Here is a 25,219-nt window from a genome sequence, read left to right on the forward strand (position 1 = left end):
TCCCGGGCCGGCGTGTTGCGCGGCCCGTCTCGCATAAAGTGCCTGTCATGACCGAACGTAAAAAACCGAACAACCTGCGTACCGGGCTGATACTGGCCGCCCTGGCGGCCTTCTTCTTCCTGTCCGTGTTCGCCAAACGGCTGTGGCTGTCGTGACGACGCCCGCGCAACAGGAAACACGCGGTCTGAACCGCAAGATGCTGGGCAAGCTGCTCGTCATTGCCGTGCTGATGTTCGGCTTTGGCTATGCCCTGATTCCCGTCTACAAGCAAATTTGCGAAGTGATGGGCATCAACGTGCTGACGCAAAAAGATGGCACGGTGGCTTACGACAACAATACGCAGGTCGACACGACGCGCAGCATCACCGTCGAGTTCGACGGCAATGCGCAGGGGCCTTGGCGCTTCCGCCCGACCGTCTCGAGCATGCAGGTGCATCCGGGCGAACTGGTGACCGTCATGTATGAAGTGGTCAACACGCAAAACCGCGTCGTCAACGCGCAAGCCATCCCCAGCTATGCGCCGCAAAGCGCCACGCCGCATTTCAAGAAGGTCGAATGCTTCTGCTTCAAGCAGCAGACCCTGAAGGCCAAGGAAGCGCGGCAGATGCCGGTGGTGTTCTTTCTCGATCCGGCCCTGCCGAAAGAGGTGAAGACCATCACCCTGTCGTACACGTTTTTCGAGATTGCCGGTCTGAGCCAGGCTCAGACGCCGGCCGTCCAATAGGAGAGTGACATGGGCGAATCCAAGCAGCCTGAAAAAGCGTCGTTCCTGTACTCGCTGCGAGCCGTCGTATGGTCGTTTACAGGCTTGCGCCGCAAGAGCGATTTCGACACGGATTCGGCCAAGCTCAATCCCGTGCACATCGTCATCGCCGGTTTCCTGGTGGTGGCTTGCCTGATCGGCATCCTGATTTCAATTGTTAAATTCGTCGTTTTATAAATTATAAAAAACCACCCTACAAGTTTTTGAGGAGATGATGATGAGTTCCAACCACGCCGCCGCACCCTATTATTTCGTGCCCGGGCCGTCGCGCTGGCCCATGCTGGGCGGCGCCAGCCTGCTGCTGACCATGATCGGCGCCTCGGCCTGGGTCAATGACGTCTCCTGGGGCCCATACGTGAACTACCTGGGCATCGCCGGCATCCTGCTGGTGCTGTATTTCTGGTTCGGCGACGCCATCAGCGAGTCGGAGCAGGGCCTGTACAGCGAGCGCATCGACCACTCTTTCCGCTGGAGCATGAGCTGGTTCATCTTTTCGGAAGTCATGTTCTTCGCCGCCTTCTTCGGCGCCCTGTTCTATGCGCGCAGCATCTCGATGCCGTGGCTGGCCGACCTCGACCACAAGGTGATCTGGCCTGATTTCGCCGCCCACTGGGGCAATACTGGCCCGGCCGGCACGGTGCAGGAATTCACCACCATGACGCCGTTCTGGATTCCAACCATCAACACGGCCCTGCTGCTGACGTCGGGCGTCACCTTGACGATTTCCCACCACGCGCTGCGCGCCGGCCACCGCGCCATGACGGCCCTGTTCCTGTTCGCCACCATCGTACTGGGCGCCATCTTCATGGGCTTCCAGGTCTACGAATACATGCACGCCTACAGCGAACTGAACTTGAAATTGACGTCGGGCATCTACGGCGCCACCTTCTTCATGCTGACGGGTTTCCACGGCTTCCACGTGACCCTGGGCGCCATCATGCTGTCCGTCATCTTGTACCGCGTGCTGAAAGGCCATTTCACGCCGGAACACCACTTCGGCTTCGAAGGCGCCGCCTGGTACTGGCACTTTGTCGACGTCGTCTGGCTGGGCCTGTACGTGGTCGTGTATTGGTTATAATGGCGGGGCAGGGCGCGCGCAGTTAGCGCTTGCGCCGGCACCATAAAAAAAGCCGTACCGGGACATCCTGGGTACGGCTTTTTTTCTGATGAGTGGATTTTTGCCATAGATGCAAGAGAATGCTGACCCCAAACCCGTCGTACAGCCGGGGTCGGTCCCTGCGGGATTGGAATCCGCCCCATTGGGGCGCATTCCCCCTTCAGGTCCGACCCCGGTATTTGTCCTTGGGTTTAATGAATTCCCGTCGGCTGGATATAGCCGAGCTTGTGCGCCAGCAGGATCAGCAGGAACAGGGTGATCGACAAGCCCACGCGCAGGGCCAGCGCCTGCACCGTGCGGTTGCTCTTGCCCTTGTCGCGCATGAGGAAGAACAGGGCCGAGCCCAGGCTGCCCAGGATCAGGATGAAGGCGATGGCAACGAGAATTTTCATGGATGGTAGCGCCAGGCTTGAGGAGGTTTCATTGTAATGCGTATCCGCTTCCATTTTAGATGGATTCCATTTGTTGTAATGCTGCTACTGGTGGCCCTGGGCGTGTCGCTGGCGCAATGGCAGCAGCGCCGTGGCGACGAGAAAGTCGCCCGCGCGGCCCGGCTCGCGGCGGGCAACCAGGCCGCGCCGCTGGCATTGACGGCCGCGCCCATGCTGCCGGCCGATGCGCAAGCGATCGAATATCGCAGGATCACCGTCACGGGCCATTTCGTGCCCGCCTGGACGGTGTACCTGGACAACCGCCCCTACAAGGGCCAGGCCGGTTTCCACGTGCTCACGCCGTTCCGGATCGACGGTTCGGCCATGCACGTGCTGGTGGCGCAAGGCTGGCTGCCGCGCAACAATGCCGAGCGCACGCGCATTCCCGATTACGCCAAGCCCACGGGCACGGTGACGATTTCCGGCATCGCGCGCCTGAACGCGGGCCATGTGATGGAACTGGGCACGGCGCCGGCCCTGGCGCCGCACGCCATCGTGCAAAATGCCGATATCGGCCAGCTGGCCCAGGCGAGCGGCCTGGCCTTGCAGCCCTTTATCCTCGAACAAACAGTTGATCCCGCAGCAACGGCGCCAGCGTCCAGCCAGCTTCCCGTGCGCGACTGGCCGGCGCCCGACCTGGGCGCCGACAAGCACCGCGGCTATGCATTCCAGTGGTACGCACTGGCACTGATGGCTTTTCTATTTTTTGTCTTTACAGGATTTCGACGTGCAAACAAACAACCCTGAAGCAACGCAAGACAGCGCCAATAAACAGGCACAAAATACGGGACGCTGGAAACTGCTGGCCGTCGTGGCCGTGTGCGCGTTTCCCATCATCGCTTCGTATTTCACGTATTACATCATCAAGCCCACGGGCCGCAACAATTACGGCGCCCTGATCGACCCGCGTTTGTACCCGATCCCCGAGGCACAGCTGCAGGTGACGGAACTGGACGGCAAGGCGTCGCCGCTGGCGCAATTCAAGGGCAAGTGGGTATTGCTGCAAACGGGGCCATCCGATTGCCTGGAAGCGTGCAAGAAGCAATTGTTTGACATGCAACAACTGCGCCTCATGCAGGGCAAGGAGCGCGAACGCCTGGAACGGGTCTGGCTGGTGACGGATGGCCAGCCGCTCGACACGCTCGTGATGCGCGAATTCGACGGCACCAGCATGCTGCGCGTCAATGGCGACGCCCTGAAGGCTTGGCTGCCCGTGGAGCCGGGAGGCAAGACCAGCGACCATCTGTATTTGATCGATCCGCTGGGCAATCTGATGATGCGTTTCCCGAAAGACGCGGATCCGAACAAGATCAAGAAAGACATCGCCAAGCTGCTCAAAGCTTCGGCGATCGGTTGAGGAGTCCGCATGCCGACGATGCATCTCTCCGCGCTGGCCCAGCTGGGCCTGACGGGTCTGCTGGTGGCGCTGCTGCCGCTGACCATGGTCTGGGTGTCCGCGGACGCCAATAAATACCGCAAGCTCGTGTGGATCGCCGTCTTCCTGACGGTCGACCTGATCATGTTTGGCGGCTTTACGCGCCTGTCCGATTCGGGCCTCGGCTGCCCGGACTGGCCCGGCTGCTACGGTTCGGCCAATCCTTTCCTTGCGCACGAGCACATCGTCGCGGCGGAAACCCTGATGCCGACGGGCCCCGTGACGGTGGTCAAGGCCTGGATCGAAATGACGCACCGCTACCTGGCCATGGCCATCGGCGTCTTGATCGTGGCGATGATGGTGCAGGCGTGGCGCCAGTGGCGCAAAAGCCAACGGCAGGAATTTGCGCCCGCGCTGCCGACGGCGCTGTTCCTGTTCGTCTGCCTGCAGGGCGCGTTCGGCGCCTGGACGGTGACATTGAAACTGCAGCCGGTGATCGTCACCATCCACTTGCTGCTGGGCATGGGCTTGCTGGCCATGCTGACGTGGCTGGGCGGGCGCCAGGACCATGCCGTGAAACCCTTGCTGCGCGCCGATGCGGACGCTGCCGTGCTGCGCCCGGTGCGCGCGCTGGCCGTCATGTCGCTCGTGCTGTTGACGGTGCAGATCGCGCTGGGCGGCTGGGTGAGTACCAACTACGCCACGCTGGCCTGCACGGATTTCCCCCTGTGCGGCGGCAAGGTGATTCCGGAGATGGATTTCGAGCATGGTTTCCATCTGTGGCGCGAGCTGGGCAAGACGGCCGCCGGACATTATTTACCGTTTTCCGCGCTGACGGCCATCCACTGGGTGCACCGCAATTTCGCCTTCATCGTGGCAGCCGGCATCGGCTACACCGTGTTTCGCGCATGGAAACTGCCGTCCCTGCGCGGCACGGCACGCTGGGTCGCGCTGGTGCTGGCCCTGCAGGCGGCAACGGGCCTGGCGACCATCTACCTGAGCTGGCCGCTGTCGATTGCCGTCATGCATAACGGCGGGGCGGCGCTGCTCGTGTTATTGCTGACCATGTTAAACTACAAGGCTAAATTCCAACTCGATGTAGCGCGCAACGTTCAGCGCGCTTGCGCCTCCGCGCCAGTGCCCTCGGCACCAGCCAGTCCTTCCCGTACCGCATAAATGACTACTCAGACCATCAGCCGTAAACCTTCCCCCCGCATCGCCCAGTATTGGGCGCTGACCAAGCCCCGCGTGACGCAACTGGCCGTGTTTTGCGCCGTCATCGGCATGTTCCTGGCCAGCGAAGAGTTGCCCGACTGGCACGCGGTGGTGTTCGGCACCATCGGTATCTGGCTGCTGGCCGGCGCCGCGTTTGCCGTCAATTGCCTGGCCGAGCGCGAAATCGATGCGCGCATGGCCCGCACGGCGCGCCGCCCGATGGCCATGGGCGACATCACGGTGAAACAGACCGTGGTGTTCGCGCTGCTGATCGGCGGCCTGGGCATGGCGATTTTGTACCACCTCGTCAATCCGCTGACCATGTGGCTGACCTTTGTCACCTTTGTCGGCTATGCCCTGATCTACACCATGATATTGAAACCGGCCACGCCGCAGAACATCGTCATCGGCGGCCTGTCCGGCGCCATGCCGCCCGCGCTGGGCTGGGCGGCCGTCGCCAACGACGTGCCGATGCAGGCCTGGCTGCTGGTCCTGATCATTTTCGTATGGACGCCGCCGCACTTCTGGGCCCTGGCCATGTACCGCCGCGACGATTACGCGCGCTCGGGCCTGCCCATGCTGCCCGTCACGCACGGCATGCAATTCACGCAATTCCACGTCTGGCTGTACTCGATCGCGCTGGCCGCCACCACCTTGCTGCCGTACGCGGTGCGTATGAGCGGCCTGATCTACCTGGCGTCTGCCGTGCTGCTCAACGCCGGCTTCCTGTACTACGCGTGGAAGATGTACCGCCACTACACGGACCTGATCGCGCGCAAGGCGTTTACTTTTTCCATCATCTACCTGGCATTGCTGTTCGCGGCCTTGCTGGTCGACCACTACATTCCTATCGGCTCATGAAAAAATACCTGACCCTGTTGCTGGCGGCCGCGCTGGTCGCCGTCCTGGCCGGCTGCGGCAAGCCTGCCGCACCGAAGCTGGCATTCAAGAACACGGACGTGACGGGCCTCGGCTATGCGCGCGAGTTCGCGCTGACGGACCACACGGGCCATCCGCGCACCCTGGCCGACTACAAGGGCAAGCTGGTGCTGATGTTCTTCGGCTACACGCAATGCCCGGACGTCTGCCCCACCACCATGGCCGACATGGCCCAGGTGATGCGGGAAATGGGCCCGCAGGCGGACCAGGTGCAAGTGCTGTTCGTCACGGTCGACCCCGAGCGCGACACGCAGCAATTGCTGGCGCAATACGTGCCCGCCTTCGACAAGCGTTTCGTGGGCCTCTACGGCAGCCTCGAAGCGACGGCCAAGGTGGCCAAGGAATTCAAGGTGTACTACGCCAAGGTCGAGGGCGAGACGGACAGCAGCTACACGGTCGACCACACGGCCGGCACCTATGTCTTCGACCGCGAAGGCAAGATTCGCCTGTTCGTGCGCCACGGTGAAAAGCCTGCCGCCATCGCGCACGATCTTAAACTTCTGCTATCCTGACCCGGTCGCGCCCGAGGGCGCCATCTTCAGGATATGCAGTACATGGACAAACGTTTCGAGCCCCACGCCCGCCTGGCAGCCATCATCTTTTTGTTGATCGGCTGCTTTTTCGTCTTGCGGCCCTTCCTGGCCGCCATGCTGTTTGCCGCCTGCGTGGGCATTTCCAGCTGGCCCCTGTATCTGCTGCTGCTGGAACGCCTGAAAGGCCGGCGCAACTGGGCGGCCGCCATCATGACCTTGTCGCTGCTGCTCGTCATCGTGCTGCCGCTGGCCCTCGTCACCTACAATCTGGCCGACAATGTGTCGCGCATCTATGAACAGTTGCGCGCCGCGCTGGAAGCGGGCGGCCTGCATCCGCCGGCCTGGCTGGCCAGCATTCCCGTGGTGGGCGAAACCATCGCCGGCTACGTGGAGCGCCTGCTCGGTGACCGCGAGGAATTACTCAATCTGGGCAAGACGATGCTGGAGCCGGCGCGCCATTTCCTCGCCTCCGGCGGCATCCTGCTGGGTACGGGCCTGGCGCAGACCAGCCTGGCCGTGTTCGTCAGCTTCTTCCTCTACCGCGACGGCCAGCAGCTGAGCCGCGCCCTGATGACGGGCGCCGGGCGCATCATCGGCGACAGCGCGCCGGGCGTGGGCCTGACCATCAGCCGCACCGTGCGCGGCGTCATGTACGGCTTGCTGGGTACGGCGCTGGCGCAGGCGCTGGTGGCCGTGGTCGGCTTTCTGATCGCCGGCGTGCCGGCCGTGGCCCTGCTGGGCGTGGCCACCTTCATCTTTTCGCTGATCCCCGTCGGACCGCCCCTGATCTGGGGCGGCGCCGCCATCTGGCTGTTTTCCGACGGCCAGACGGGCTGGGGCATCTTCATGCTGGTGTGGGGCGCCTTGCTGATCAGCGGCGTGGATAACGTCGTCAAACCCATGCTGATCAGCCGGGGCAGCAGTCTGCCGTTTTTGCTGGTGCTGCTGGGCGTGCTGGGCGGTGTGCTGGCCTTCGGCTTCGTCGGCATCTTTATCGGGCCGACCCTGCTGGCGGTGCTGTACAGCTTGCTGCAAACGTGGACGGTGGGCGAGACCACCGTGCCGCAGGGCAAAGATACCCTGACGAGCAAGAAGTAATTAATCTCTTAAATCGGCATCCAGATCCCGTTCCTGCTTAGGGATCACTTTAATGAGCACGATACGGGGCCCGTTCATCTTCTTGACGACGATGTCGAAGTCGACAAAGGTGATGCGCTGGCCCTGCTTCGGAATGTCACCGAGCTTGACCATGATCAGGCCGCCCACCGATTCCACGTCGTCCAGTCCCAGCTCCTCGTTTTCGATATCGATGCCGAGGATGCGTTCGAGCGAAAAGATGGGCAGGCTGGCCTTGCCGATCAGGGTGCCGTCGCTTTGCTTGAGCCAGTCGTTTTCATTGCGGCGGAATTCGTCGCGGATTTCACCGACCATGGCGCCGAGCAAGTTGTCCAGGGTGATGAAACCCAGCGGGCGCTTGCCCTTTTCGCCGATCAGGGCGAAGTGGGGCGCGCCGTCGCGAAAGCGCCGGAACAGTTCCAGCGCCGGCGTGCGCGCGGAAATGATGTCGACGGGACGCAGGAACGGCGTGAGCGAGGTGATCGGTTTGCCTGCCTGCTGGGCAAAGAACAGGTCTTTCAGGTGCACCACGCCCAGCACGTCATCTTCATTCGTGTCGAAATACGGATAGCGGCTGAAGCGGTTGCGCAGCACCGTGTCGAGGTTTTCTTCCAGGGTGTTCGAGGCGTGCAGGGCGATTACTTCATTGATCGGGCGCATCAGGTCCGACACCGTCATCTGTTCGAAATCGAGCGACTGGGCCAGGATGTTGCGCTCGTCGCGCGTAAACTTTTCGCCGGGCTGGCTGGTGCGCAGGATCAGTTTCAGTTCTTCGGACGAGTAATGGGCGTCGTGGCCGCCCTTGCCGGACAGGCCCGCCAGGCGCAGCACCCAGTTGGCGCTGGCGTTGAGCAGGTAGATGGCCGGATACATGGTCCAGTAAAAGCCGTACAGGGGAATCGCGCTCCACAGGCCCACGGCTTCCGGGTTGCGGATGGCCATCGATTTGGGTGCCAGCTCGCCCACGACGATATGCAGGAAGGAAATCACGCTGAAGGCGACGACGAAGGACACGCCATGGATCAGCTCTTGCGAGGTGACGCCGATGGCGCCGAACAGCGGCTCGAGCAGGCCGGCGAATGCCGGTTCGCCGACCCAGCCCAGGCCCAGCGATGCCAGGGTGATGCCCAGCTGGCAGGCGGACAGGTAGGCGTCCAGCTGGCCATGCACCTTGGCCAGGATGCGGCCCCGCAGTCCCTGCGTCTTGGCGATGGCGCGGATGCGCGTGCGCCGCAAGGTGACGATGCCAAACTCGGCGGCAACAAAAAAACCGTTCAGCGCGACCAGGAAGAGGGCGAGCAGGACTAGCAAGACATTGTGCATGGGGGCGCTGAAGATGGGCTGGTAAAACGTCATCTTAAACGACGAAGGGCGCCATAGCCTAATTTTGCCGCGCGCCACCCGGCCAGGGGCGGGCGCGCGGACGGCGGCCCTAGGCTTTGGCGGCCGTTTGCGGTCCGCCGCGCATGGCAAAGACCATGACGGCCGAGACGACGGCGGGGATGGCGACGACGAGGAAAATCGTGCTGTTGGGCCAGTTCAGGCGGATCAACTCGCCACCGAGCACGGGACCGATGATGGAGCCGATGCGGCCCACGCCCAGGCTCCAGCCTATGCCCGTCGAGCGCAGGGTGGTCGGGTAGTAGCTGGCCGCCAGGGCGTTGACGGCAGGCTGGCCGCCCACCACGCAAAAGCCGGCGATGAAAATCGTGATGAACAGGAAGGCCAGCGACACGTCCGGACGGCCGATCAGGGCAATGGCGACGGCGGCAACGAGGAAGCACGGCAGCAGGATGCGGCGGAAGCTCGAGCGGTCGATCAGCTGGCCCATGACGAGGGTGCCGATGGTGCCGCCCACTTGCAGGGCCGTGCCGGCCAGCACGGCGTTCGCCGTCGACAAGCCCGCTTCCTTGGCGATCGTCGGCAGCCAGTTCGACAGGAAATACAGGTTCAGCAAGTTCATGAAGTTGATGACCCACAGCAGTATCGTCATCTTGGCGCGGCCGCCTGTAAACAATTGCAGCACGGGCGCGCCCTTGTGTTCCTTCTCATGCACGACGTATTGCGTGTCGGCCGTGATGGTCACCGTCGGGTCGATGCGTTTCAGCCATTGCGCCACTTTATCCAGCTTGCGTTTCTTGAGCACGAGGAATTGCATCGATTCCGGCAGCAGGAAGAACATCAGTACGCCGATGACCAGCGGCACCACGCCGCCCACGTAAAACACGGATTGCCAGCCGAAGGCGGGAATCAGCGCGGCGGACAATAAACCGCCCAGCACGGCGCCCAGGGTAAAGCCGCACGAGACCAGCATCATCAGGGTGACTTTCTTGCGCAGAGGGCTGTATTCGCCGGCCAGCGCCATGGCGTTCGGCATCACGGCGCCCAGGCCCAGTCCCGTGATGAAACGGATCAGTTGCAATTGCTCGATGGTCGTTGCCAGCGGCGTGACCAGCATGCACAGGGAAAAGAAGATGGTCGAGCCGATCAGCACGGGGCGGCGGCCGAACTTGTCGGCCGTGATGCTGAACACGAGCGAGCCGACCAGCATGCCCAGCAGGCCCGCGCCAAACACGGGACCCAGGTTGGCCTTGCTCACATGCCAGTCGGCGATGATGGCCGGCGCCACATAGCCCATCGCCTGCACGTCGAAGCCATCCATGATGACGCACAGCCCGCACAGGATCAGCATGCCGATCTGGAAGGAGCCGATCTTGTTGTTATTGATGAGATCGGGAATATCGATCGTCTTGCCTGCCATGGACATGGTGCCGCTCCTGTTTTTTATGGTAATCGCGCCCTTCCGGCGAGGGCTGGGCGCGTGTTTGTCTCAGGCTTTATTACAATCGCTTTTGATTGATTATTCAAACGTTATTTTCGAATGGATTTATCAGGTTTCCTTGTTAATCTTTGTCGTCCCCTGGATGGCCGCCAGGATCACGTCGAGCGCCGGGTGCATGATCTTGCGTTCGTTCGAGATGACGTAAAACTGTTCGCGCAGGGACGAGGCGTCGCCGACCAGCACGGCGCCGAATTGCTCCTCGATATCGGCCGCCAGGCTGGCGGACGCGAAGAACAGGCCCAGGCCCTTGCGGCCAAATGCGTTGAGCATGGCGTTGTCTTCGAATTCGCCGACGACGTCGGGGCGCACGCCTTGCTGCACCATCCATTCGTCGATGCGCCCGCGCAAGGCGTTATTGCGCGCGGGCAGCAGGAAAGGCGCGCCGTGCAGGCTGTGCGGGAAATTGTCGCGGTATTGCTCGGCCAGCGCGGGGCTGCCGAACAGTTTCATGGCGCTCTCTCCCCACAGGTGGCTCGATACGCGCAGGCTGGCGCCGGCCGGCACGGCGCGGTCCGTCAAGACCAGGTCCAGTTTATGCAAGGCCAGGTCGGCCAGCAGCGATTCGAATTCATCTTCCAGGCACACGAGCTTGATGGGCTGGTCCAGGCTGCGCGTGGCGTCAAGCATGCGATAGGCCATCAGTTTCGGCAGCGAGTCGGAAATGCCCACGGTCAGGCGCATCTTTTCCGCGTCGGCGTCGGCCAGCGCGTCCTGCATCTGCTCGCCCAGCAGAAAAATCTGGTCCGCATAGCCGAGCGCCAGGCGGCCCGCTTCCGTCGGCACCAGTCGCCGTCCCTGCGGCTGCAGCAGCGACTTGCCCAGCTCCTTTTCCAGCAAGGCCAGTTGGGTGCTGATGGTTTGCACGGCCAGGCCCAGCCGCTCGGCCGCGCGCGTCACGCCGCCTTCCTTGGCGACCACCCAAAAGAAGTACAAATGGCGGTAATTGAAGCCCGTGGTTTTCATCGATCCATCCTCTATCTTCTGTTTTTACGAAGTAATACTTCCATTATCTTCTATTTTTAAATGTGTCACACGTCCCTATACTACCTTCCATTGAATTTGGATAAAGGGGAACTATCGATGAAACATTTCAGAGTGTCATTTTTGGTGACATTCATCTGCCTGGGCATTTCCGCCTGGTGGGGTTATACGCACGGTGGCGTGCAGACGATGCTGGCGGCGCTCGGTATCGCGGTAATCCTGGGCGTGATGGAAGTGTCGCTGTCGTTTGACAACGCGGTGGTCAATGCGTCGGTGCTGAAGAACTGGGACAAGTTCTGGCAGAACCTGTTCCTGGGCGTGGGCATCATCATCGCCGTCTTCGGCATGCGTTTGCTGTTCCCGCTGGTTATCGTGGCGCAAGCGGCGGACCTGGGTTTGATGGAAGTATGGAATCTGGCACTGAGCAATCCGGAACAGTACTCGATGCACCTGACGAACCACCATGCGGAAGTGGCGGCTTTCGGCGGCATTTTCCTGCTGCTGGTGTTCCTGAACTTCCTGCTGGATGACGAAAAAGAAACGCACTGGCTGGGCCGTATTGAAGAAAAACTGGGCGCGCTGGGCAAGGTATCGTCGATTTCCGTGATGATCGCGCTGGGCACCCTGATGGCCAGCCTGTCGATGATCGATGAAGGCCAGAAACTGGTGGTCCTGACGGCCGGCCTGTGGGGCATCCTGACCTACGTGGGTGTCGATGTGATCAGTGGCTTGCTGGAAGGCGACAACGGCGACGGCAACATGGGCGACATCGTCAAGCGCGGCGGTATCGGCGGCTTCCTGTACCTGGAAGTGCTCGATGCCTCGTTCAGCTTTGACGGCGTGATCGGCGCGTTCGCCATCACCAAGGATGTCGTGATCATCATGCTGGGCCTGGCTATCGGCGCGATGTTCGTGCGGTCGATGACGGTGTTCCTGGTGCGCAAGGGCACGCTCGACGAGTTCGTTTATCTGGAGCACGGCGCGCACTATGCGATCGGTATCCTGGCCGTGATCATGTTGGTCAGCATGAAGTTCCACATTCCCGAGATCTTCACGGGGCTGATCGGCGTGGCCTTCATTCTCGCTTCGCTGTGGTCGTCGATCCGTTACAAGCGACGCATGGCCTTGCTGGAAGGCAGGGACGATAAGCAGCCTGAGCTGGAAGCAGCAGCCAAGGCGTAAGAGATACGCGGCAAACGCCACACCCGTTTGCCAGCGTGATGCAGCAAGCGCCATCCCTGGTCCGGGGAGTCGGACCGGAGAAGGCGCCAGGTGTTTTGCAAGTTAATTATTCGCTGGACTTTTATTTCACATAGGAGAAATACATCATGGCAATCAGTCTGCAAAAAGGCGGCAACGTCAACCTGAGCAAGGAAGCTCCCGGCATCTCGAAGATGATCATCGGCCTGGGCTGGGATGCCCGCGCCACCGATGGCGCCGCGTTCGACATCGACGGTTCCGTGTTCCTGTTGAAGGCCGACGGCAAGGTACGCGCCGACCTCGACATGATTTTCTACAACAACCTGAAATCGAGCGACGGTTCCGTCACCCACTCGGGCGACAACACCACCGGCGCCGGCGATGGCGATGATGAAACCGTCATCGTCGATCTGGCCACGGTGCCAGCCGAGATCGACAAGATCGCCGTCTGCGTGACGATACACGATGCCGAAGCGCGCAAGCAAAACTTTGGTATGGTATCGAAGGCGTACGTACGCTGCGTGAATGCCAACGGCAACACGGAAATCGCCCGCTTCGACCTGTCGGAAGACGGTTCGGCCGAAACGGCCATGGTCTTCGGTGAAATCTACCGCAATGGCGGCGATTGGAAATTCAAGGCCATCGGCCAGGGATATAAGGGCGGTCTGGGGCCACTGGCTGCCTCTTTCGGCGTCGGCGTATAAGGTAGCCACACCAAACCTACTGCGCGGTGCGCTTTGCGGCCGGCGATGCTCACCGTACTAAAGTACGGTTGCGCTTCTCGGCCACAAATCACATCCGCTCGCTACGGTTTTGTGCGGCACCGTTACTCTGTATTAACGGCGGTTCATTATGGGAGCCGTCTCCATCATTGCCTAGTTGAGGAAGGAACAGTCAGATGCCAGTTTTTACTATTACCGGGGACGTCGACCCGTTCCTGCATGTGTCGCTTGCCAAGGGCGAGAAGATTTATTGCGAATCCAATGCGATGGTGATGATGGAAACCAATCTTGAGCTGAAAGGCAAGATGACGGGCGGCATAGGCGCCGCGCTGATGCGCACCTTTGCCAACGGGGAATCGTTCTTTCAGCAGCATATCGAGGCCATGCGTGGCGACGGCGACTGTCTGCTGTCGCCCACCTTGCCTGGCGCGATGCGGGTGCTTGAGATTGGCGCCCAGCAATACATGATCAGCGACGGCGCCTTCGTGGCGGCCAGCGCTGGCGTGGAATTGAAGGTGCGCACGCAGAGCCTTGGCAATGCGCTGTTTGCCCAGAGCGGTGGCTTTTTCATTACCGAGACGGCAGGCAGCGGCCAGTTGGCGGTGTCCGGTTTTGGCGCGATGTCGATACTGGAAGTGACGCCTGGCAAGGACGTGGTGATCGATAACTCGCACGTCGTGTGCTGGGACAACCGCCTGCAATACGAAATTTCCATGACGACCGGCAGCAGCGGCGGCTTTCTGGGGAACCTGATCAACAGCCAGACCAGCGGCGAGGGCGTGGTACTGAAGTTTTCAGGCACGGGAAAAATCCTCGTCTGCTCGCGCAACCGCGCGGCCTTCCTCGCCTGGACCCAAAGCAAGCCGGCGTAACTAATATTTGATGTAACCAAGCAAACAGGAGCTATGCGTATGTCTGTCAATTTGAGCAAGGGCCAGAAGATTTCTCTGGACAAAGAAGCTGGTACCACCCTGACCCGTATCACCATGGGCCTGGGCTGGGATGCGGCCAAGACCAAGGGTTTCCTCGGTTTCGGTTCGAAGACGGAAGCCGTCGACCTGGACGCCTCGTGCGTCATGTTCGATGAAAACAAGAGCACGTCCGACATCGTCTGGTTCCGCCAGCTGAAAAGCAAGGACGGCAGCATTGTCCACACGGGCGACAACCGCACGGGCGCGGGCGATGGCGATGACGAACAGATCAATGTCGATCTGTCGAAAGTGCCGGCGCACGTGAAAAGCCTCGTCTTCACCGTCAACAGCTTTACTGGCCAGAACTTCTCGCAGGTGGAAAACGCCTATTGCCGCATCTTGAATGCCAGCAATAACCAGGAAGTCGCGCGTTTCAACCTGTCTGTGCAAGGTTCCCACACGGCACAGATCATGGCCAAGCTGTACCGCCATAACGGCGAATGGAAGATGCACGCCATCGGCGAAAACGGCAACGGTCGCACGTTTGACGACTTGATGCCGCAAATCGCCGTGCATCTATAAGGAGCAGTACGCAGCGGGCGGGGGACGGACCGGATACCGGCCCTTGTCCGCTGCTCTAAATTTAGGAGAGTATGTCGTGATGCGATTGCTGATAGCCTTGCTACTTCCGTGTCTCACGTTTTTCATGCTGGGGCGCCCGCTGGCCGGTGCCGCCGCCTTGATTCTGCAGTGCACTGTGATCGGCTGGGTGCCGGCGGCCCTGTGGGCCCTGTACACGGTGAACCAGCATAAAACGGAGCAGGAACTGGAAGGTGCGTTAAGCCGCAGCTACATGCGCAGGCGTAGTCGGCTGATTTAAATCAGCCGGGCGCTTGGAATCCTTGCGCTAATGACACTCACGAGTAATCGTGCGTGTCATTTTTTTTTGGCCGGACAGATATTTACGCTCGGGGAAAGTTTCCATCGGTTAATTTTGCTTGATATACTTGCTATTTTATTTCCCATGATCGAGTAATGTATGCTGTTATCTAAAGTAATTTCCTACGTGATGGCTGGCGCGCTGGTGTTGGCCAGTAATTTATCGCAAGCCCAAGAAAACTTTCTTAAAGAAACGCACGAGCGGCAGTTGAAACTGGCGCAGATTTTGGGAAAAAAGGAGCTTAGTGATAAAAGTAAGGCGGACATACTGATAATGCAAGCAGCCTCGCTGGACTCCCTGGAGCGTTCGCAAGAAGCTTTGCCTTTGGTCGAGCAAGCTTTGCGGATTGCCACGCCGGAACAGCAAGCGTCTTTCACTGTTACCAAAGCAACGATTTTTTTTACCCAAGGACGTGTAGCAGATGCATTGGCCCTACTGGCGCCGCTACTTGACAGTGAACGCCAGGCAGCGGCTGCCGCCAAACCGGATGAGCGGGCCGGCAGGCTGGCAGTGCATCAATCCGGCTTCATACTCGCCGCTTTTTCCAGCGTTGAATTGGGTGACTGGAAAAACGCGTTGGCCTATCTGGCGGATACGGAATTTACGTCCGATGAACCTGAATTCGCGGAATATCGGGCAGTGGTCTATCGCTATATCATGGCGCGTGCAAACGATGCTTCGCTTGCCAATGCAAATCTTGAAAAGCAGGCTGTCCATATTGAAAAGAATAGCAAATCGCATTATGGCGCGCTGTTAAGAATGTGGCAGGGCGCGGATAATCTGACGGAGTTATCTCGCTTAATCGCGCGCAAGGACGCTGAAGAACAGCAGGATGCCTTTGCCGAAAGCTTGTTTTATATCGGCGCCTATACAAAATATGTCAAACGCGATCCTTCCTTGGCACTCAATTCCTTGCAGCAACTGAACCGGATATCACCTTATGGCAGCTTGGAATGGGTGCACGGCAAGCGCGTGCTGGCGTTGTAGCCGCCTTTGCCAACTGCCGGGCAGGCCGTGCCAAGGCGCTCACTTCTTGCAGCGTATCGGCACGTTCACGGAATTGCCGTCCGAACTCAGGTTGCGGTACTGCAGGTCTTCGCTTTCGATGGCGAAGCGGGGCACGGCGTGGACATAGCGCTGCTTGCAGACGGTGTCGTCATTGATCAGCTTACCCGCCAGCATGTAGTCGCACAGGGCGAAGCGCGATTCCTCGTCGTCGAGGATCAGCACGCGCGCGGCGCTGTACAGGGCCGATTGCAGCACTTCCGGGCTGCAGTTTTCCGGGCCTGTCAGCTTCAGATGGGTTTTCGTCTGCGTGGCCAGGCGCTGCAGCTTGACGAGGGCGGCGCGTTCTTCCTTGCGGGCGCTGTCGATGTGCGCATCGCCGCTGGACAGGCGCAGCGCCAGCGAGGCGATCTGGTCGATGGAAATATGCCAGGCAAAGCCTTCGAGCCACGTGCGGGTCTGACCGGGCAAGGGATCGGCCGCGTCGATTTCGCAGCGGTACTGGCCCAGGTGGGGGCGGCACAGCACGGGGATGGCAAAGGCCGAGGTGCGCTTGCTCTTGACGAATTTTTGGCTCAGGTCGCCAAAATTTTCATGCGTAATGGTATCGAAGCGGGCTTGCCCAAAACCCATCTTGACGAGATTTTCCTTGCGCTGGCGCGAAAACAGGGCGTCGACGGCATCGTAGATATTCTTGTTGAAGATGCGGTCCAGCGGCTGGCGCTCGTCCGACATCTTTTCGAAGACGGCGCTGGAATTGGGCGCGTTGGCGTCGATGGAAATGAGGATGAAGGGCTTGCTGTTCAGGCGCGGCGGCACGACGGCCATGTCGTTGCCGTACAGCTGCGTCAAGGCCACGTCCCACAGGGTTTCCACGCCCAGGTTGTCGGCCGCGCCGCCATCGAACAGGTGCACGTACGACGGCGACTCGCGCGACTCGGAACCGAGCTCCGGCACGAAGGTGTTTTTCGGGCGGAAACGCTCGAAGGTGACGGAATCGAACACGCCGGGAAAGGCGGCCGAGGTGGCCACAGCCGTGGCCAGGCGGATATCCTGGATCGGCGAATGCAGGGTGCCGTAAAAATACTCATAGGAAAACACCACGCGCTTGCCGCCATCGGTGGCGTCCGTCGCGTTGGCCAGGAAGATGGGGCCGTCGTGCGGCAAGTCCTCGTAGGTTTTCTTGTCGTACAGCACATCGTCAAACACGTCGGACAGGAAGGAGGTACGCGTCTTGTTCGTCAACAACATCGTCGTCAGGTTGGCCGGTTTCAGAATGGTCTGGCCGAAGAAATCCGTTTTCAGCTTGCTGCGCAGCAAGGGCCAATCCGTCTGCTTGCCATGCAGCGCATAGTAGCCGCCCGCGATGGCGCCGCCCGAGACGCCGGAGATGGCCGAGGCGCCGCTGACGAGGCCGAACTGTTCCAGCTGCTCCAGCGAGGCGGCCGAGAAATTGGCCGCGCGGCTGCCCCCGCCGGACAGGGCGATGCCGATGAAATGGTCGTTGGGCATGGGGTTCTGGATGCGCGCCTTGGGCGCGTCGATGCGCAGGCGCGGGGCTTCCTGCACGGTGAACATGCGGTTTTCGACGCCGCTGTTGGGGCGCAGGGCGAGGACCGTGCAGCCGCTCAGCAGCGCGACGAGGAGAAGTGGGGCGAACAAGCGTGGATACATGCGCGATCTGTGCGTAGTCATTGGTTGGGATACGGACGGAAACGTGTGCGATTCTAGCAAATAAACATCACTTGCCCAGCTGGAACGCCAGGATGACCGCGTTATAGCCCGCATGCACGAGCATGGGCGCGAGCAGCGATCCGCTGCGTTCGTACGCGAGTCCCGTGCACAGGCCCAGCACGAACACGGGCAGCATCGACGCGGGTGGATGCACGACGGCAAACAGGGCGGCGGCGATGCCGATCGCTTGCCAGGCCGGCAGCGAGCGGCGCAAGCCTCCCTGGATCAGGCCGCGGAAAATGAATTCCTCGCACAGGGGCGCGGCCAGTACCGTCAAGCCCAATAGCCACAGGCCGGTCCACGGACTGGCGCCCGCTGGCGCTGCCGCAGGCGGTTGCAGCATCAGCGTGCAGGCGATGCCGCAGAGGGCCGATATGGCCGCGCCTGCCGTACCCCAGCGCCAGGGGTGTTTGCCATGCGCCATGCGCGGCACGCCGGCCGTCTTGCTACGCCAGTAGACCAGGCGCACCAGCGCGTACGTGAGCGCGCCGGCGCCGCCGAAGGCGATGGCCACTTGCGCCAGCGGCTCGGCCACCTTGCTCTTGAGCAGGAGCAAGGCCAGGGTTTGCAGGGTGAAGAACAGCATGGCGGCGATCAGGCCGTCCGACGCGGAAACCCTGGCTGGCGGCGAGGCGGCCGGATCGAGCAGGTAGGGCATTTCATCGCGCGCTTTTTGCCACAGGGCCACTGCCAGCGCCGCCGTCAGCACGACGAAGGCCAGCTGCTGCGCCAGGCTGCCGGCCGCCAGGGCGGCGATGTACAGGCCCGTCAGCAGCAGGTACAGATACGTGTAGGCAGGCCGTATTTTTGACGTCGCCTCGGTGGCCAGCGGATCGCTGGCAAACACGCCCAGCGCCACGGCGATCAGCGAATACAGGGGGATGCCGGCCAGGGCCAGCAGCATCAGACCCGCCATGTCCCAGCGCCAGGCGTCTTGCCAGGCCAGCGCCGCGCCGAACAGGATCACGGGGTAGAGCAGGGCCAGCGCGGCCCACAGCTGGGCTTTTTGCCGCAGCGCCTGTTCGACGGAAACGGGAAACGTGTACAGCAGCCACAGCGCGCCGCCTTCCTTGTTGAGGGTCTGGAAGGCCGACATCATCAGCACGTAAGTGCCGAGGAAAAAGCCGGTGGAGGCCAGCAAGGCGGGGCTGGACAGCAGCTCGTGCAGGTCGCGCGCCTGGCCCGAGAACAAGGCCTGGCCGCCGAGGATCAGCAGCGGCATCAGCAGGGTCTGCACGAGAAAATTGCGGTCGCGCAGCAGCAAGCTCAGTTCGCGGCGCTGGATCACCGTACCGATGCCGGCGCGCCACCTGCCTGCAGGCGGTGCCGCCGGGACAGGCTTGCGGCTGGCTTCGCGCTGGCCCGCGCCCACCACGCCGTGGCGCAGCTGGCGGCGCAGCAGCGCCATGCCCAGCAGCATCAGGCACAGGCATTGCGCCAGCAGCAGGGCGGCCGGCAGCGCTGCCGCCGCACTCTTGGCATTGAGCAAACTCACCAGCAGGCCCGGAGGCGTCCAGGCGCTCCAGGCGGGCATGGCCGCCGCCCACGCGTGGGCAAAGCCGCCCGTGCCCATGCCGAACGACATGCCCATATACATGGGAAACAGGCCGGCTACCGACAGCAGCGCCTGCAGGTTGCCCAGCTGCGCGGGGCTGAGCGACAGGCGCAAGCCCGTGTCGACCAGGGTACGCAGCATGGCCGCCAGTGCCAGCAGGAGCAGGCAGGCAAGGAGACCCGACAGCGGTGCGAACCAGCCCTGGTTCGAGTACCACGCGATCATGGTGGTGCAGGGCCACAGCACCAGCAGGCCGAGCGGGTTGACCAGCGTGCGCTCGAGCACGCGCGCCCACAGCAGGGTGCCCTTGTCGACGGGCAGGGTGACCAGCCATTCCAGGTCCCAGTCCGGCTTCGACAGCTCTCCCATGCCCAGCGGCAGCAGCAGGCTCATCAGCCACAGCAGCGCCAATTGCAGGGTCAGGGCGCCTGCCAGCGCCGTACTGAAAGGCTGCTCGATCAAGTGGGCGATGAAGGGCGCCAGCACGCGCTCGCCCGCGTTCATGCTGCCCTTGGCCTGGCAAACGGCCACCTGGTCGAGCAGGCAATGCATGTTCAGCAGGTTGTGACGGGCGATATTGCCGGACGAAAACAGCATGGGCAAGAGCAGCAGGGCGCCCAGCAGCCAGCGCCCCCGTTTCTTGCCCGGTGTGGCGGCACGGCTCGTGGCGCCCTTCTTGAAAGAAAAACCCTTGTCGCTGACGTTGAGCAGGCGCTGCAGGCGCAAGCGGGTCAGCAGCCAGACGGCGCGCCAGGCGCCTGGTGGCGCGGGCATCACGCGGCAGCCGTTTCGTCGGTGAGCTGTAAAAAGATGTCTTCCAGGCTGCCGTCGCTGGACAGTTGCTGGCGGATATCGTCCAGGCTGCCCGTGGCCGCCAGGGCGCCCCGGTGGATGATGGCAACCCTGCTGCACAGCTTTTGCGCCATATCGAGCAGATGCGTGGAAACGAAGATGGTGGTGCCGGCCGCGGCGATGCGCAGCAGGCGTTCCTGCACGTCGCGCGAAGCACGCGGGTCGAGGCCGTTGATCGGTTCGTCGAGGATCAGCACGGCAGGATCGTGTATCAGCGCGCACGCGAGGCCCAGCTTTTTCTTCATGCCCAGCGAGTAATTGACGGCGAAATCTTCGCTTGCCTCGTCCAGGCCGAATTCCGTCAGCAGACGCGCGGCGCGGGCGGCCGCTTCCACACGCGGGTAACCATGCATTTCGGCGACGAATTGCAGGATTTCGCGGCCCCGCAAATAATCGTAAAAGATGGGATTGTCGGGCAAATAGCCGACCTTGCGCTTGACGGCGGCGCCGTCGCGGTGGCAATCGAGGCCATCGATCAGCACCTTGCCGGCGCTGGGCACGAGGATGCCCATCAGCATGCGGATGGTGGTGGTCTTGCCGGCGCCATTCGGTCCCAGGAAGCCGAAGACTTCGCCTTTATTCACCTGCAAGCTGAGCGGCTTGACGGCCTCGAACGTGCCGTAGCGCTTGGCCAAACCCTGGAATGCGATCATCGTATGCCCTCGTGTCATTTCAATACATATTGAGTAAGTGGCAAGATGATAGCGTGCCTTTCAGCCGCCGCCAAATGCGGCCAGCAGGCGCCGCTCGCCGGCCGGCGTGATGCGCAGGGCGCGGCTGTCGAGCTCGCGCTCGGCCCAGCGCTGGCGCAGGGCCAGCTGCAATATTGCGGCCCCCAGCGCGCCGCCCAGGTGGGCGCGCCGTTCGCTCCAGTCCAGGCAGGCACAGGCGAAGCGGCGGCGCTGTCTGAGCAATTGCGGCACGTCGATGCCCAGGGCCGCCATGCCGGCCTCACCCGCTTCCGACAGATGGTATTGACCGCCATCGTCGAGCAGCCAGCCTTGTGCGTGCAACTGGTCGTGCAGGGCGACGGCGACGGTGCCGGCCATGTGGTCGTAGCAGGTGCGCGCATGGCGCAGGCCGTCCGGCGTGGAGGGCGTAAACGGCGTTGCCGGCACGCCGGCCACCACCAGCAACGCTTCAAGGGCTTGGCCCACTTCCGCGCTGGCCAGGCGGTAGTAGCGGTGCTTGCCCTGCGCCACCATCGACAGCAAACCGTCGTCGCGCAAGCGGCTCAAATGGGCGCTGGCCGTCGAGGCGCCCACCTCGGCCAGCGTGGCCAATTCCGTGGCCGTGCGCGCATGGCCATCAAGCAGGCTGCACAGCATGCGCGCGCGGGCCGGTTCGGCGATGGCGCCGGCCAGTTGCGCCAGGCCCATGTCGGCCGAGGAAAGTTTGTCATCCATGATTCGTTCGCCGGCGAAGTGTTGTGGTGGAAGGATCAGCATACTCGTGTCCCAACCTTACCGCAATGGAAGCCATATGCATCTCGTCGACCCTGCCGACCCTTTTTCCGCCGTCATCCACATGGCGCCGTATGACTACTATCGCCGCCTGGCCGATGGCCCGCCGCTGCGCTTCGACGCTACGCTCGACTGCTGGCTGGCGACGGGCGCGGTCGGCGTGCAGGCCGTGCTCGAGCATCCCGCTTGCCGCGTCCGCCCGCCGGGCTTGGCCGTGCCGCAGAATCTGGCAGGCACGCCGTGCGGCGCGATTTTTGCGGAACTGGTGCGCATGAACGATGGCGAACGGCATGTCGTGCCGAAACAGGTGCTGGCGCGTGCGCTGGGCCAGGTGGACCTGCTTCGCCTGCAAGTACAGACGTCGCGCATGGCAGGCGACCGCGTGCCCGCCAGCGCCGCCCAGCTCAACGATGCGATTTTTCAATTGCCCCTGTTTGCCATGGCGGACTTGCTGGGCTTTGCGCCAGCGCAATGGCCGGCGCTGGCCGAATGGACGCGCGCTTTTGTCGCTTGCCTGTCGCCGCTGAGCAATGGTGAGCAACTGGCTGGCGCGCAGGAGGCGGCCGACGCCTTGCTGCAAGGCTTTGGCCACTTGCTGCGCGAGGGCGACGCGCGGCCGGGCAGCTTGCTGGCGAGTATCGTGACAGAGACCGATGCCATGGGGAACGGCTTGCTGGCCAACCTCGTGGGTTTGCTGTCGCAAACGTGCGACGCGACGGCCGGCTTGCTGGGCAATGCCATCGTTGCCTTGCGCACGCAGCCGGAGTTGCTGGCGCAATTGCGTGCAACGCCTGAGCGATGGCCGGCCATGCTGCGCGAGGTCAGCCAGTGTGATCCTTCGGTCCACAACACGCGCCGCTACACGGCGCAAGACGTGGAGTTCGACGGCGTGCGCGTGCCAGCCGGGCAGATGATCGTCGTCGTGCTGGCCAGCGCCGGCCAGGCGGCCTTGGGTTTTGGCCATGGCCGCCACGTCTGTCCGGGCCAGTCCATCGCGCACGCGATCGCCACGGCTTGCCTGCAGGCGTGGTCCGACGGGCTGGAAGGCATGCCGCTGGCGTGGCGTTATCTGCCGTCGTTGAATGCCCGCATCCCCGTGTTTACGCAAGGAGAAAATGCATGATCGCCGTGATTTTTGAAGTCTGGCCCAGCGCCGAAGGGCGCCAGCAGTATCTGGATATGGCGGCCGCGCTGCGGCCCCTGCTCGACGAGGTCGATGGTTTCATCTCCATCGAGCGCTTCGGCAGCTTGAGCGAGCCAGGCAAATTGCTGTCGCTGTCCTTCTTTCGCGACGAAGCGGCGCTGTCGCAGTGGCGGCAGCTGGAAGCGCACCGCGCGGCGCAAACGGCCGGCCGGCAGGGCGTGTTTGACGATTACCGCTTGCGCATCGCCGCCGTCGTGCGCGATTACGGCATGCTGGAGCGGCAACAGGCGCCGACCGACAGCCGCCAGCGCCACGATGTTAGCGGGGCAGGGCGCCCTGCGTGATCTTGACCTTGACCCGATACGCAGGCTCGGCCGCATTCAGGGCCGGCGGCGTGGCCGGATCGACGTCGAGCAGGGTGAACGTCAGGTGGTTGACGGTGACGGAACTGGAAGCGCCTGGCATGGATTCGGACAGGACGATGTCGGTGGCGCCCGCGCTGTTGAGCAGGCTGAAACTGTAGCTGACGTAGCCTTTCCACACGCACACGGCGCCCTTGCGGCAGCGGCTGTCGTTGACACGTTCGAGTTTCAGGGTATCGGTGGCCGTGATGGCGACCTGTTCGCCGGGCGACAGCACGTGGGTGACGCTGCGCGGCGTGTTTTCCGCGTCGCCGGCGCTGCCGGCCGCGCCGCAGCCGGCCAGCATCGCCAGGCAGGCGATGAGCAAGGGGAGCAGGACGGTACGGTAAGAGCGGGTCAGAGATTGCATGTTTTTCCTTTCAGGCAGAGCGTCCCGGGCATGCCTGTGCACGCATGGGATGAAATGATAATAACAAAATGATATTTTTCCGGCGCACTATTGGCGCGCTGCCGATGAATTGACGCGCCGGCCACGCGGCGCGCCGATTACTGCGTAAAATGGCTGTTTTGAAAATCAGGAAACAACCATGAAAAAAACCGACCTGGCCAAAAGCGATGCCAAGAAACTGATGGGAAAGATGAATGTTCCCGGCGCCGGTGCATTCGGTAAGGAAGCGGTCGTCGTCGACCGCCGCGAGCAGCGCAAGCGCGACCAGGCCCTGGGCCTGGTGCCATTCGCCGTCAAGCTGAACAGCGATCTGGTCTTGCAATTGCAGACCCTGGCCAAGGAACGCGGCGTGGATCTGAATGAAGTGGTCGCCGAGCTGATCACCAAAGGCTTGGCTGCAGCTTAACGGCCGACCATGTTTATCTGTTGATAAACATCATTTGTAAAACTAAAAGGCGCCTCGCGGCGCCTTTTACATTGCGGCATGGCTGGCGATTACACGTAGGCGGCCAGGGCGCCCTTCATTTTTTTCAGCGCCGCCACTTCGATTTGACGGATGCGTTCGGCCGATACGCCGAACTCGTCCGCCAGCGCGTGCAAGGTGGCGCCGGAGCCGTCGTCGTTGGCCAGCCAGCGCGCTTCGATGATGCGGCGCGAACGGGCGTCGAGCTTGCTCAAGGCCGTTTCCAGGCCTTCCGATTGCAAACGCGTCACTTGTTCCGCTTCCAGCACCTTGGTCGGCTCGCTTTGCTCCGACGACAGGTAGGCGATCGGTGAAAACTTGTCGTCTTCATCGTCGGTCGGCGATTCCAGCGCGATGTCGCGGCCGCTCAAACGCGTTTCCATCTCGATCACTTCTTCGCGCTTCACGTCGAGCAGCTTGGCCAGCGCATCGATCTGCTTCGGCGTCATCGCGTCCAGGCCCGTCTTGTGGCTGCGCAGGTTGAAGAACAGCTTGCGCTGTGCCTTCGTCGTCGCGACCTTGACCAGGCGCCAGTTTTTCAGGATGTACTCGTGCATCTCGGCTTTCACCCAGTGCATGGCGTACGACACCAGGCGCACGCCCTGGTCCGGATCGAAACGTTTCACGGCTTTCATCAAGCCGATATTGCCTTCCTGAATCAGGTCGGCATGCGGCAAGCCATAGCCCAGGTAGCCGCGGGCAATCGAGACCACCAGGCGCAGGTGCGACAGCACCAGCTCTTGCGCGGCGGCCAGGTCATTTTTTTCGCGCAGGCGTTTCGCCAGCGAAATTTCTTCGTCGTGGGTCAACATGGGCAGGCGGTTCACGGCCGAAATATAGGCGTCGATATTGCCCAGATTGCCAGTGAAACCGAGGCCCAGCGCATTACTTTTGGTCGGAACCAATGCGGACGTTGCGGACATCATAGTCATGTTTTCTCCCTCGTAGTCTTGCTTTGTTCCAGTTGGCCACGTCACGCGACGTGGTCCTGTTGTCTGTTTGCGTATTCGGTCTTGCACTTTGCAGAGCGCGGCACCATCTTCATCTGGCGTCCATGGCGCTACTGCCTTTGGTATGTCCCTATATTAGCACTCTCTGCTTGAGAGTG

29 protein-coding genes are annotated in these 25,219 nt (G+C 61.9%); 19 read left to right on the plus strand and 10 right to left on the minus strand.

Annotated elements, in window-relative coordinates:
* The first annotated feature begins 47 nt into the window (after positions 1–47).
* From BLU39_RS28805 to BLU39_RS22255, 4 genes are read left to right on the plus strand one after another with little or no spacing between them, the layout of a single operon-like run.
* Positions 48–155 carry a cytochrome oxidase small assembly protein gene (locus tag BLU39_RS28805; RefSeq protein ID WP_217635101.1) on the plus strand — a complete coding sequence of 36 codons (108 nt, stop codon included), beginning with the start codon at positions 48–50 and terminating at the stop codon, positions 153–155.
* The gene (locus BLU39_RS22245; RefSeq protein ID WP_092716955.1) at positions 152–724 is read left to right on the plus strand and encodes a cytochrome c oxidase assembly protein; all 573 of its coding nucleotides are present in this window, start codon (positions 152–154) and stop codon (positions 722–724) included. The genes BLU39_RS28805 and BLU39_RS22245 overlap by 4 nt, the downstream gene beginning before the upstream one ends.
* A 9-nt stretch (positions 725–733) precedes the next feature.
* The gene (locus BLU39_RS22250; RefSeq protein WP_034749002.1) at positions 734–940 is read left to right on the plus strand and encodes a DUF2970 domain-containing protein; all 207 of its coding nucleotides are present in this window, start codon (positions 734–736) and stop codon (positions 938–940) included.
* A 40-nt stretch (positions 941–980) separates the two neighbouring features.
* Positions 981–1,841, plus strand: a complete 861-nt coding sequence (locus tag BLU39_RS22255) for a cytochrome c oxidase subunit 3 (RefSeq protein WP_092716958.1) — start codon at positions 981–983, stop codon at positions 1,839–1,841.
* A 230-nt stretch (positions 1,842–2,071) separates the two neighbouring features.
* On the opposite strand, the gene BLU39_RS22260 is transcribed toward BLU39_RS22255, so the two are convergent.
* Positions 2,072–2,272: a twin transmembrane helix small protein gene (locus tag BLU39_RS22260; RefSeq protein WP_034748996.1), complete on the minus strand. Its 201-nt coding sequence runs from the start codon at positions 2,270–2,272 to the stop codon at positions 2,072–2,074.
* A gap of 36 nt (positions 2,273–2,308) precedes the next feature.
* Between BLU39_RS22260 and BLU39_RS22265 the strand changes: the two genes are divergently transcribed.
* Genes BLU39_RS22265 through BLU39_RS22290 form a run of 6 tightly spaced genes read left to right on the plus strand, consistent with a single transcriptional unit; the run spans position 2,309 to position 7,471 of the window.
* Positions 2,309–3,058: an SURF1 family protein gene (locus tag BLU39_RS22265; protein WP_092716961.1), complete on the plus strand. Its 750-nt coding sequence runs from the start codon at positions 2,309–2,311 to the stop codon at positions 3,056–3,058.
* Positions 3,039–3,668 (plus strand): SCO family protein, encoded by a 630-nt coding sequence (locus BLU39_RS22270; protein WP_092716964.1) that lies wholly within the window; start codon positions 3,039–3,041, stop codon positions 3,666–3,668. The genes BLU39_RS22265 and BLU39_RS22270 overlap by 20 nt, the downstream gene beginning before the upstream one ends.
* A gap of 18 nt (positions 3,669–3,686) precedes the next feature.
* A complete protein-coding gene (locus BLU39_RS22275) occupies positions 3,687–4,862 on the plus strand; it encodes a COX15/CtaA family protein (RefSeq protein WP_092717233.1) in 1,176 nt (391 codons plus the stop codon).
* Positions 4,863–5,762: a heme o synthase gene (cyoE, locus tag BLU39_RS22280; protein WP_092716966.1), complete on the plus strand. Its 900-nt coding sequence runs from the start codon at positions 4,863–4,865 to the stop codon at positions 5,760–5,762.
* Positions 5,759–6,352 (plus strand): SCO family protein, encoded by a 594-nt coding sequence (locus tag BLU39_RS22285; RefSeq protein WP_092716969.1) that lies wholly within the window; start codon positions 5,759–5,761, stop codon positions 6,350–6,352. The genes cyoE and BLU39_RS22285 overlap by 4 nt, the downstream gene beginning before the upstream one ends.
* Positions 6,353–6,394: 42 nt before the next feature.
* On the plus strand, positions 6,395–7,471 hold the full coding sequence (locus tag BLU39_RS22290; RefSeq protein WP_092716972.1) for an AI-2E family transporter: 1,077 nt from the start codon (positions 6,395–6,397) through the stop codon (positions 7,469–7,471).
* Here BLU39_RS22290 and BLU39_RS22295 read toward each other — a convergent pair whose 3' ends face one another.
* The 3 genes from BLU39_RS22295 to nhaR all read right to left on the minus strand — a co-directional run bounded on the left by BLU39_RS22295 (position 7,472) and on the right by nhaR (position 11,294).
* On the minus strand, positions 7,472–8,812 hold the full coding sequence (locus BLU39_RS22295; protein ID WP_034749482.1) for a hemolysin family protein: 1,341 nt from the start codon (positions 8,810–8,812) through the stop codon (positions 7,472–7,474).
* A 109-nt stretch (positions 8,813–8,921) separates the two neighbouring features.
* Positions 8,922–10,256: an MFS transporter gene (locus tag BLU39_RS22300; protein WP_092716975.1), complete on the minus strand. Its 1,335-nt coding sequence runs from the start codon at positions 10,254–10,256 to the stop codon at positions 8,922–8,924.
* A 123-nt stretch (positions 10,257–10,379) separates the two neighbouring features.
* Entirely contained in the window at positions 10,380–11,294 is a 915-nt protein-coding gene (nhaR, locus tag BLU39_RS22305; RefSeq protein WP_092716978.1) for a transcriptional activator NhaR, read from the minus strand.
* Between the two features lie 117 nt (positions 11,295–11,411).
* Between nhaR and BLU39_RS22310 the strand changes: the two genes are divergently transcribed.
* The 6 genes from BLU39_RS22310 (at position 11,412) to BLU39_RS22335 (ending at position 16,072) form a co-directional block, all read left to right on the plus strand.
* Entirely contained in the window at positions 11,412–12,494 is a 1,083-nt protein-coding gene (locus tag BLU39_RS22310) for a DUF475 domain-containing protein (RefSeq protein WP_092716981.1), read from the plus strand.
* A 146-nt stretch (positions 12,495–12,640) separates the two neighbouring features.
* Positions 12,641–13,216, plus strand: a complete 576-nt coding sequence (locus BLU39_RS22315) for a TerD family protein (RefSeq protein ID WP_092716984.1) — start codon at positions 12,641–12,643, stop codon at positions 13,214–13,216.
* Between the two features lie 194 nt (positions 13,217–13,410).
* Positions 13,411–14,106 carry a TIGR00266 family protein gene (locus BLU39_RS22320; protein WP_092716987.1) on the plus strand — a complete coding sequence of 232 codons (696 nt, stop codon included), beginning with the start codon at positions 13,411–13,413 and terminating at the stop codon, positions 14,104–14,106.
* A gap of 39 nt (positions 14,107–14,145) precedes the next feature.
* A complete protein-coding gene (locus tag BLU39_RS22325; protein ID WP_092716990.1) occupies positions 14,146–14,727 on the plus strand; it encodes a TerD family protein in 582 nt (193 codons plus the stop codon).
* Positions 14,728–14,806: 79 nt separating this feature from the next.
* Positions 14,807–15,025, plus strand: coding sequence for a hypothetical protein (locus BLU39_RS22330; protein ID WP_010394888.1), 219 nt, complete (start codon positions 14,807–14,809; stop codon positions 15,023–15,025).
* Between the two features lie 159 nt (positions 15,026–15,184).
* Positions 15,185–16,072: a hypothetical protein gene (locus BLU39_RS22335; RefSeq protein WP_092716993.1), complete on the plus strand. Its 888-nt coding sequence runs from the start codon at positions 15,185–15,187 to the stop codon at positions 16,070–16,072.
* A gap of 39 nt (positions 16,073–16,111) precedes the next feature.
* Here the strand turns inward: BLU39_RS22335 and BLU39_RS22340 are convergent, their stop codons facing one another.
* The 4 genes from BLU39_RS22340 to BLU39_RS22355 all read right to left on the minus strand — a co-directional run bounded on the left by BLU39_RS22340 (position 16,112) and on the right by BLU39_RS22355 (position 21,637).
* On the minus strand, positions 16,112–17,764 hold the full coding sequence (locus BLU39_RS22340; RefSeq protein ID WP_175539390.1) for a patatin-like phospholipase family protein: 1,653 nt from the start codon (positions 17,762–17,764) through the stop codon (positions 16,112–16,114).
* A 67-nt stretch (positions 17,765–17,831) separates the two neighbouring features.
* A complete protein-coding gene (locus BLU39_RS22345; protein ID WP_092716999.1) occupies positions 17,832–20,153 on the minus strand; it encodes a CPBP family intramembrane glutamic endopeptidase in 2,322 nt (773 codons plus the stop codon).
* Positions 20,153–20,884: an ABC transporter ATP-binding protein gene (locus BLU39_RS22350; RefSeq protein ID WP_092717002.1), complete on the minus strand. Its 732-nt coding sequence runs from the start codon at positions 20,882–20,884 to the stop codon at positions 20,153–20,155. Before BLU39_RS22350 ends, BLU39_RS22345 begins: the two co-directional genes overlap by 1 nt.
* A gap of 60 nt (positions 20,885–20,944) precedes the next feature.
* Positions 20,945–21,637 (minus strand): ArsR/SmtB family transcription factor, encoded by a 693-nt coding sequence (locus tag BLU39_RS22355; RefSeq protein ID WP_092717236.1) that lies wholly within the window; start codon positions 21,635–21,637, stop codon positions 20,945–20,947.
* 76 nt (positions 21,638–21,713) lie between these two features.
* Between BLU39_RS22355 and BLU39_RS22360 the strand changes: the two genes are divergently transcribed.
* Positions 21,714–22,817 (plus strand): cytochrome P450 family protein, encoded by a 1,104-nt coding sequence (locus BLU39_RS22360; protein ID WP_254789035.1) that lies wholly within the window; start codon positions 21,714–21,716, stop codon positions 22,815–22,817.
* Positions 22,814–23,182, plus strand: coding sequence for an antibiotic biosynthesis monooxygenase family protein (locus tag BLU39_RS22365; protein WP_092717005.1), 369 nt, complete (start codon positions 22,814–22,816; stop codon positions 23,180–23,182). The genes BLU39_RS22360 and BLU39_RS22365 overlap by 4 nt, the downstream gene beginning before the upstream one ends.
* On the opposite strand, the gene BLU39_RS22370 is transcribed toward BLU39_RS22365, so the two are convergent.
* Positions 23,157–23,609, minus strand: a complete 453-nt coding sequence (locus tag BLU39_RS22370; protein ID WP_092717008.1) for a hypothetical protein — start codon at positions 23,607–23,609, stop codon at positions 23,157–23,159. The genes BLU39_RS22365 and BLU39_RS22370 overlap by 26 nt on opposite strands.
* Before the next feature lie 178 nt (positions 23,610–23,787).
* Between BLU39_RS22370 and BLU39_RS22375 the strand changes: the two genes are divergently transcribed.
* Positions 23,788–24,054, plus strand: a complete 267-nt coding sequence (locus BLU39_RS22375) for a hypothetical protein (protein WP_092717011.1) — start codon at positions 23,788–23,790, stop codon at positions 24,052–24,054.
* Between the two features lie 89 nt (positions 24,055–24,143).
* On the opposite strand, the gene rpoH is transcribed toward BLU39_RS22375, so the two are convergent.
* The gene (gene rpoH / locus BLU39_RS22380) at positions 24,144–25,043 is read right to left on the minus strand and encodes an RNA polymerase sigma factor RpoH (RefSeq protein WP_175539391.1); all 900 of its coding nucleotides are present in this window, start codon (positions 25,041–25,043) and stop codon (positions 24,144–24,146) included.
* Positions 25,044–25,219 lie beyond the last annotated feature (176 nt).

The organism is Janthinobacterium sp. OK676 (assembly GCF_900103595.1).
Classification (GTDB): Bacteria; Pseudomonadota; Gammaproteobacteria; order Burkholderiales; family Burkholderiaceae_D; genus Janthinobacterium.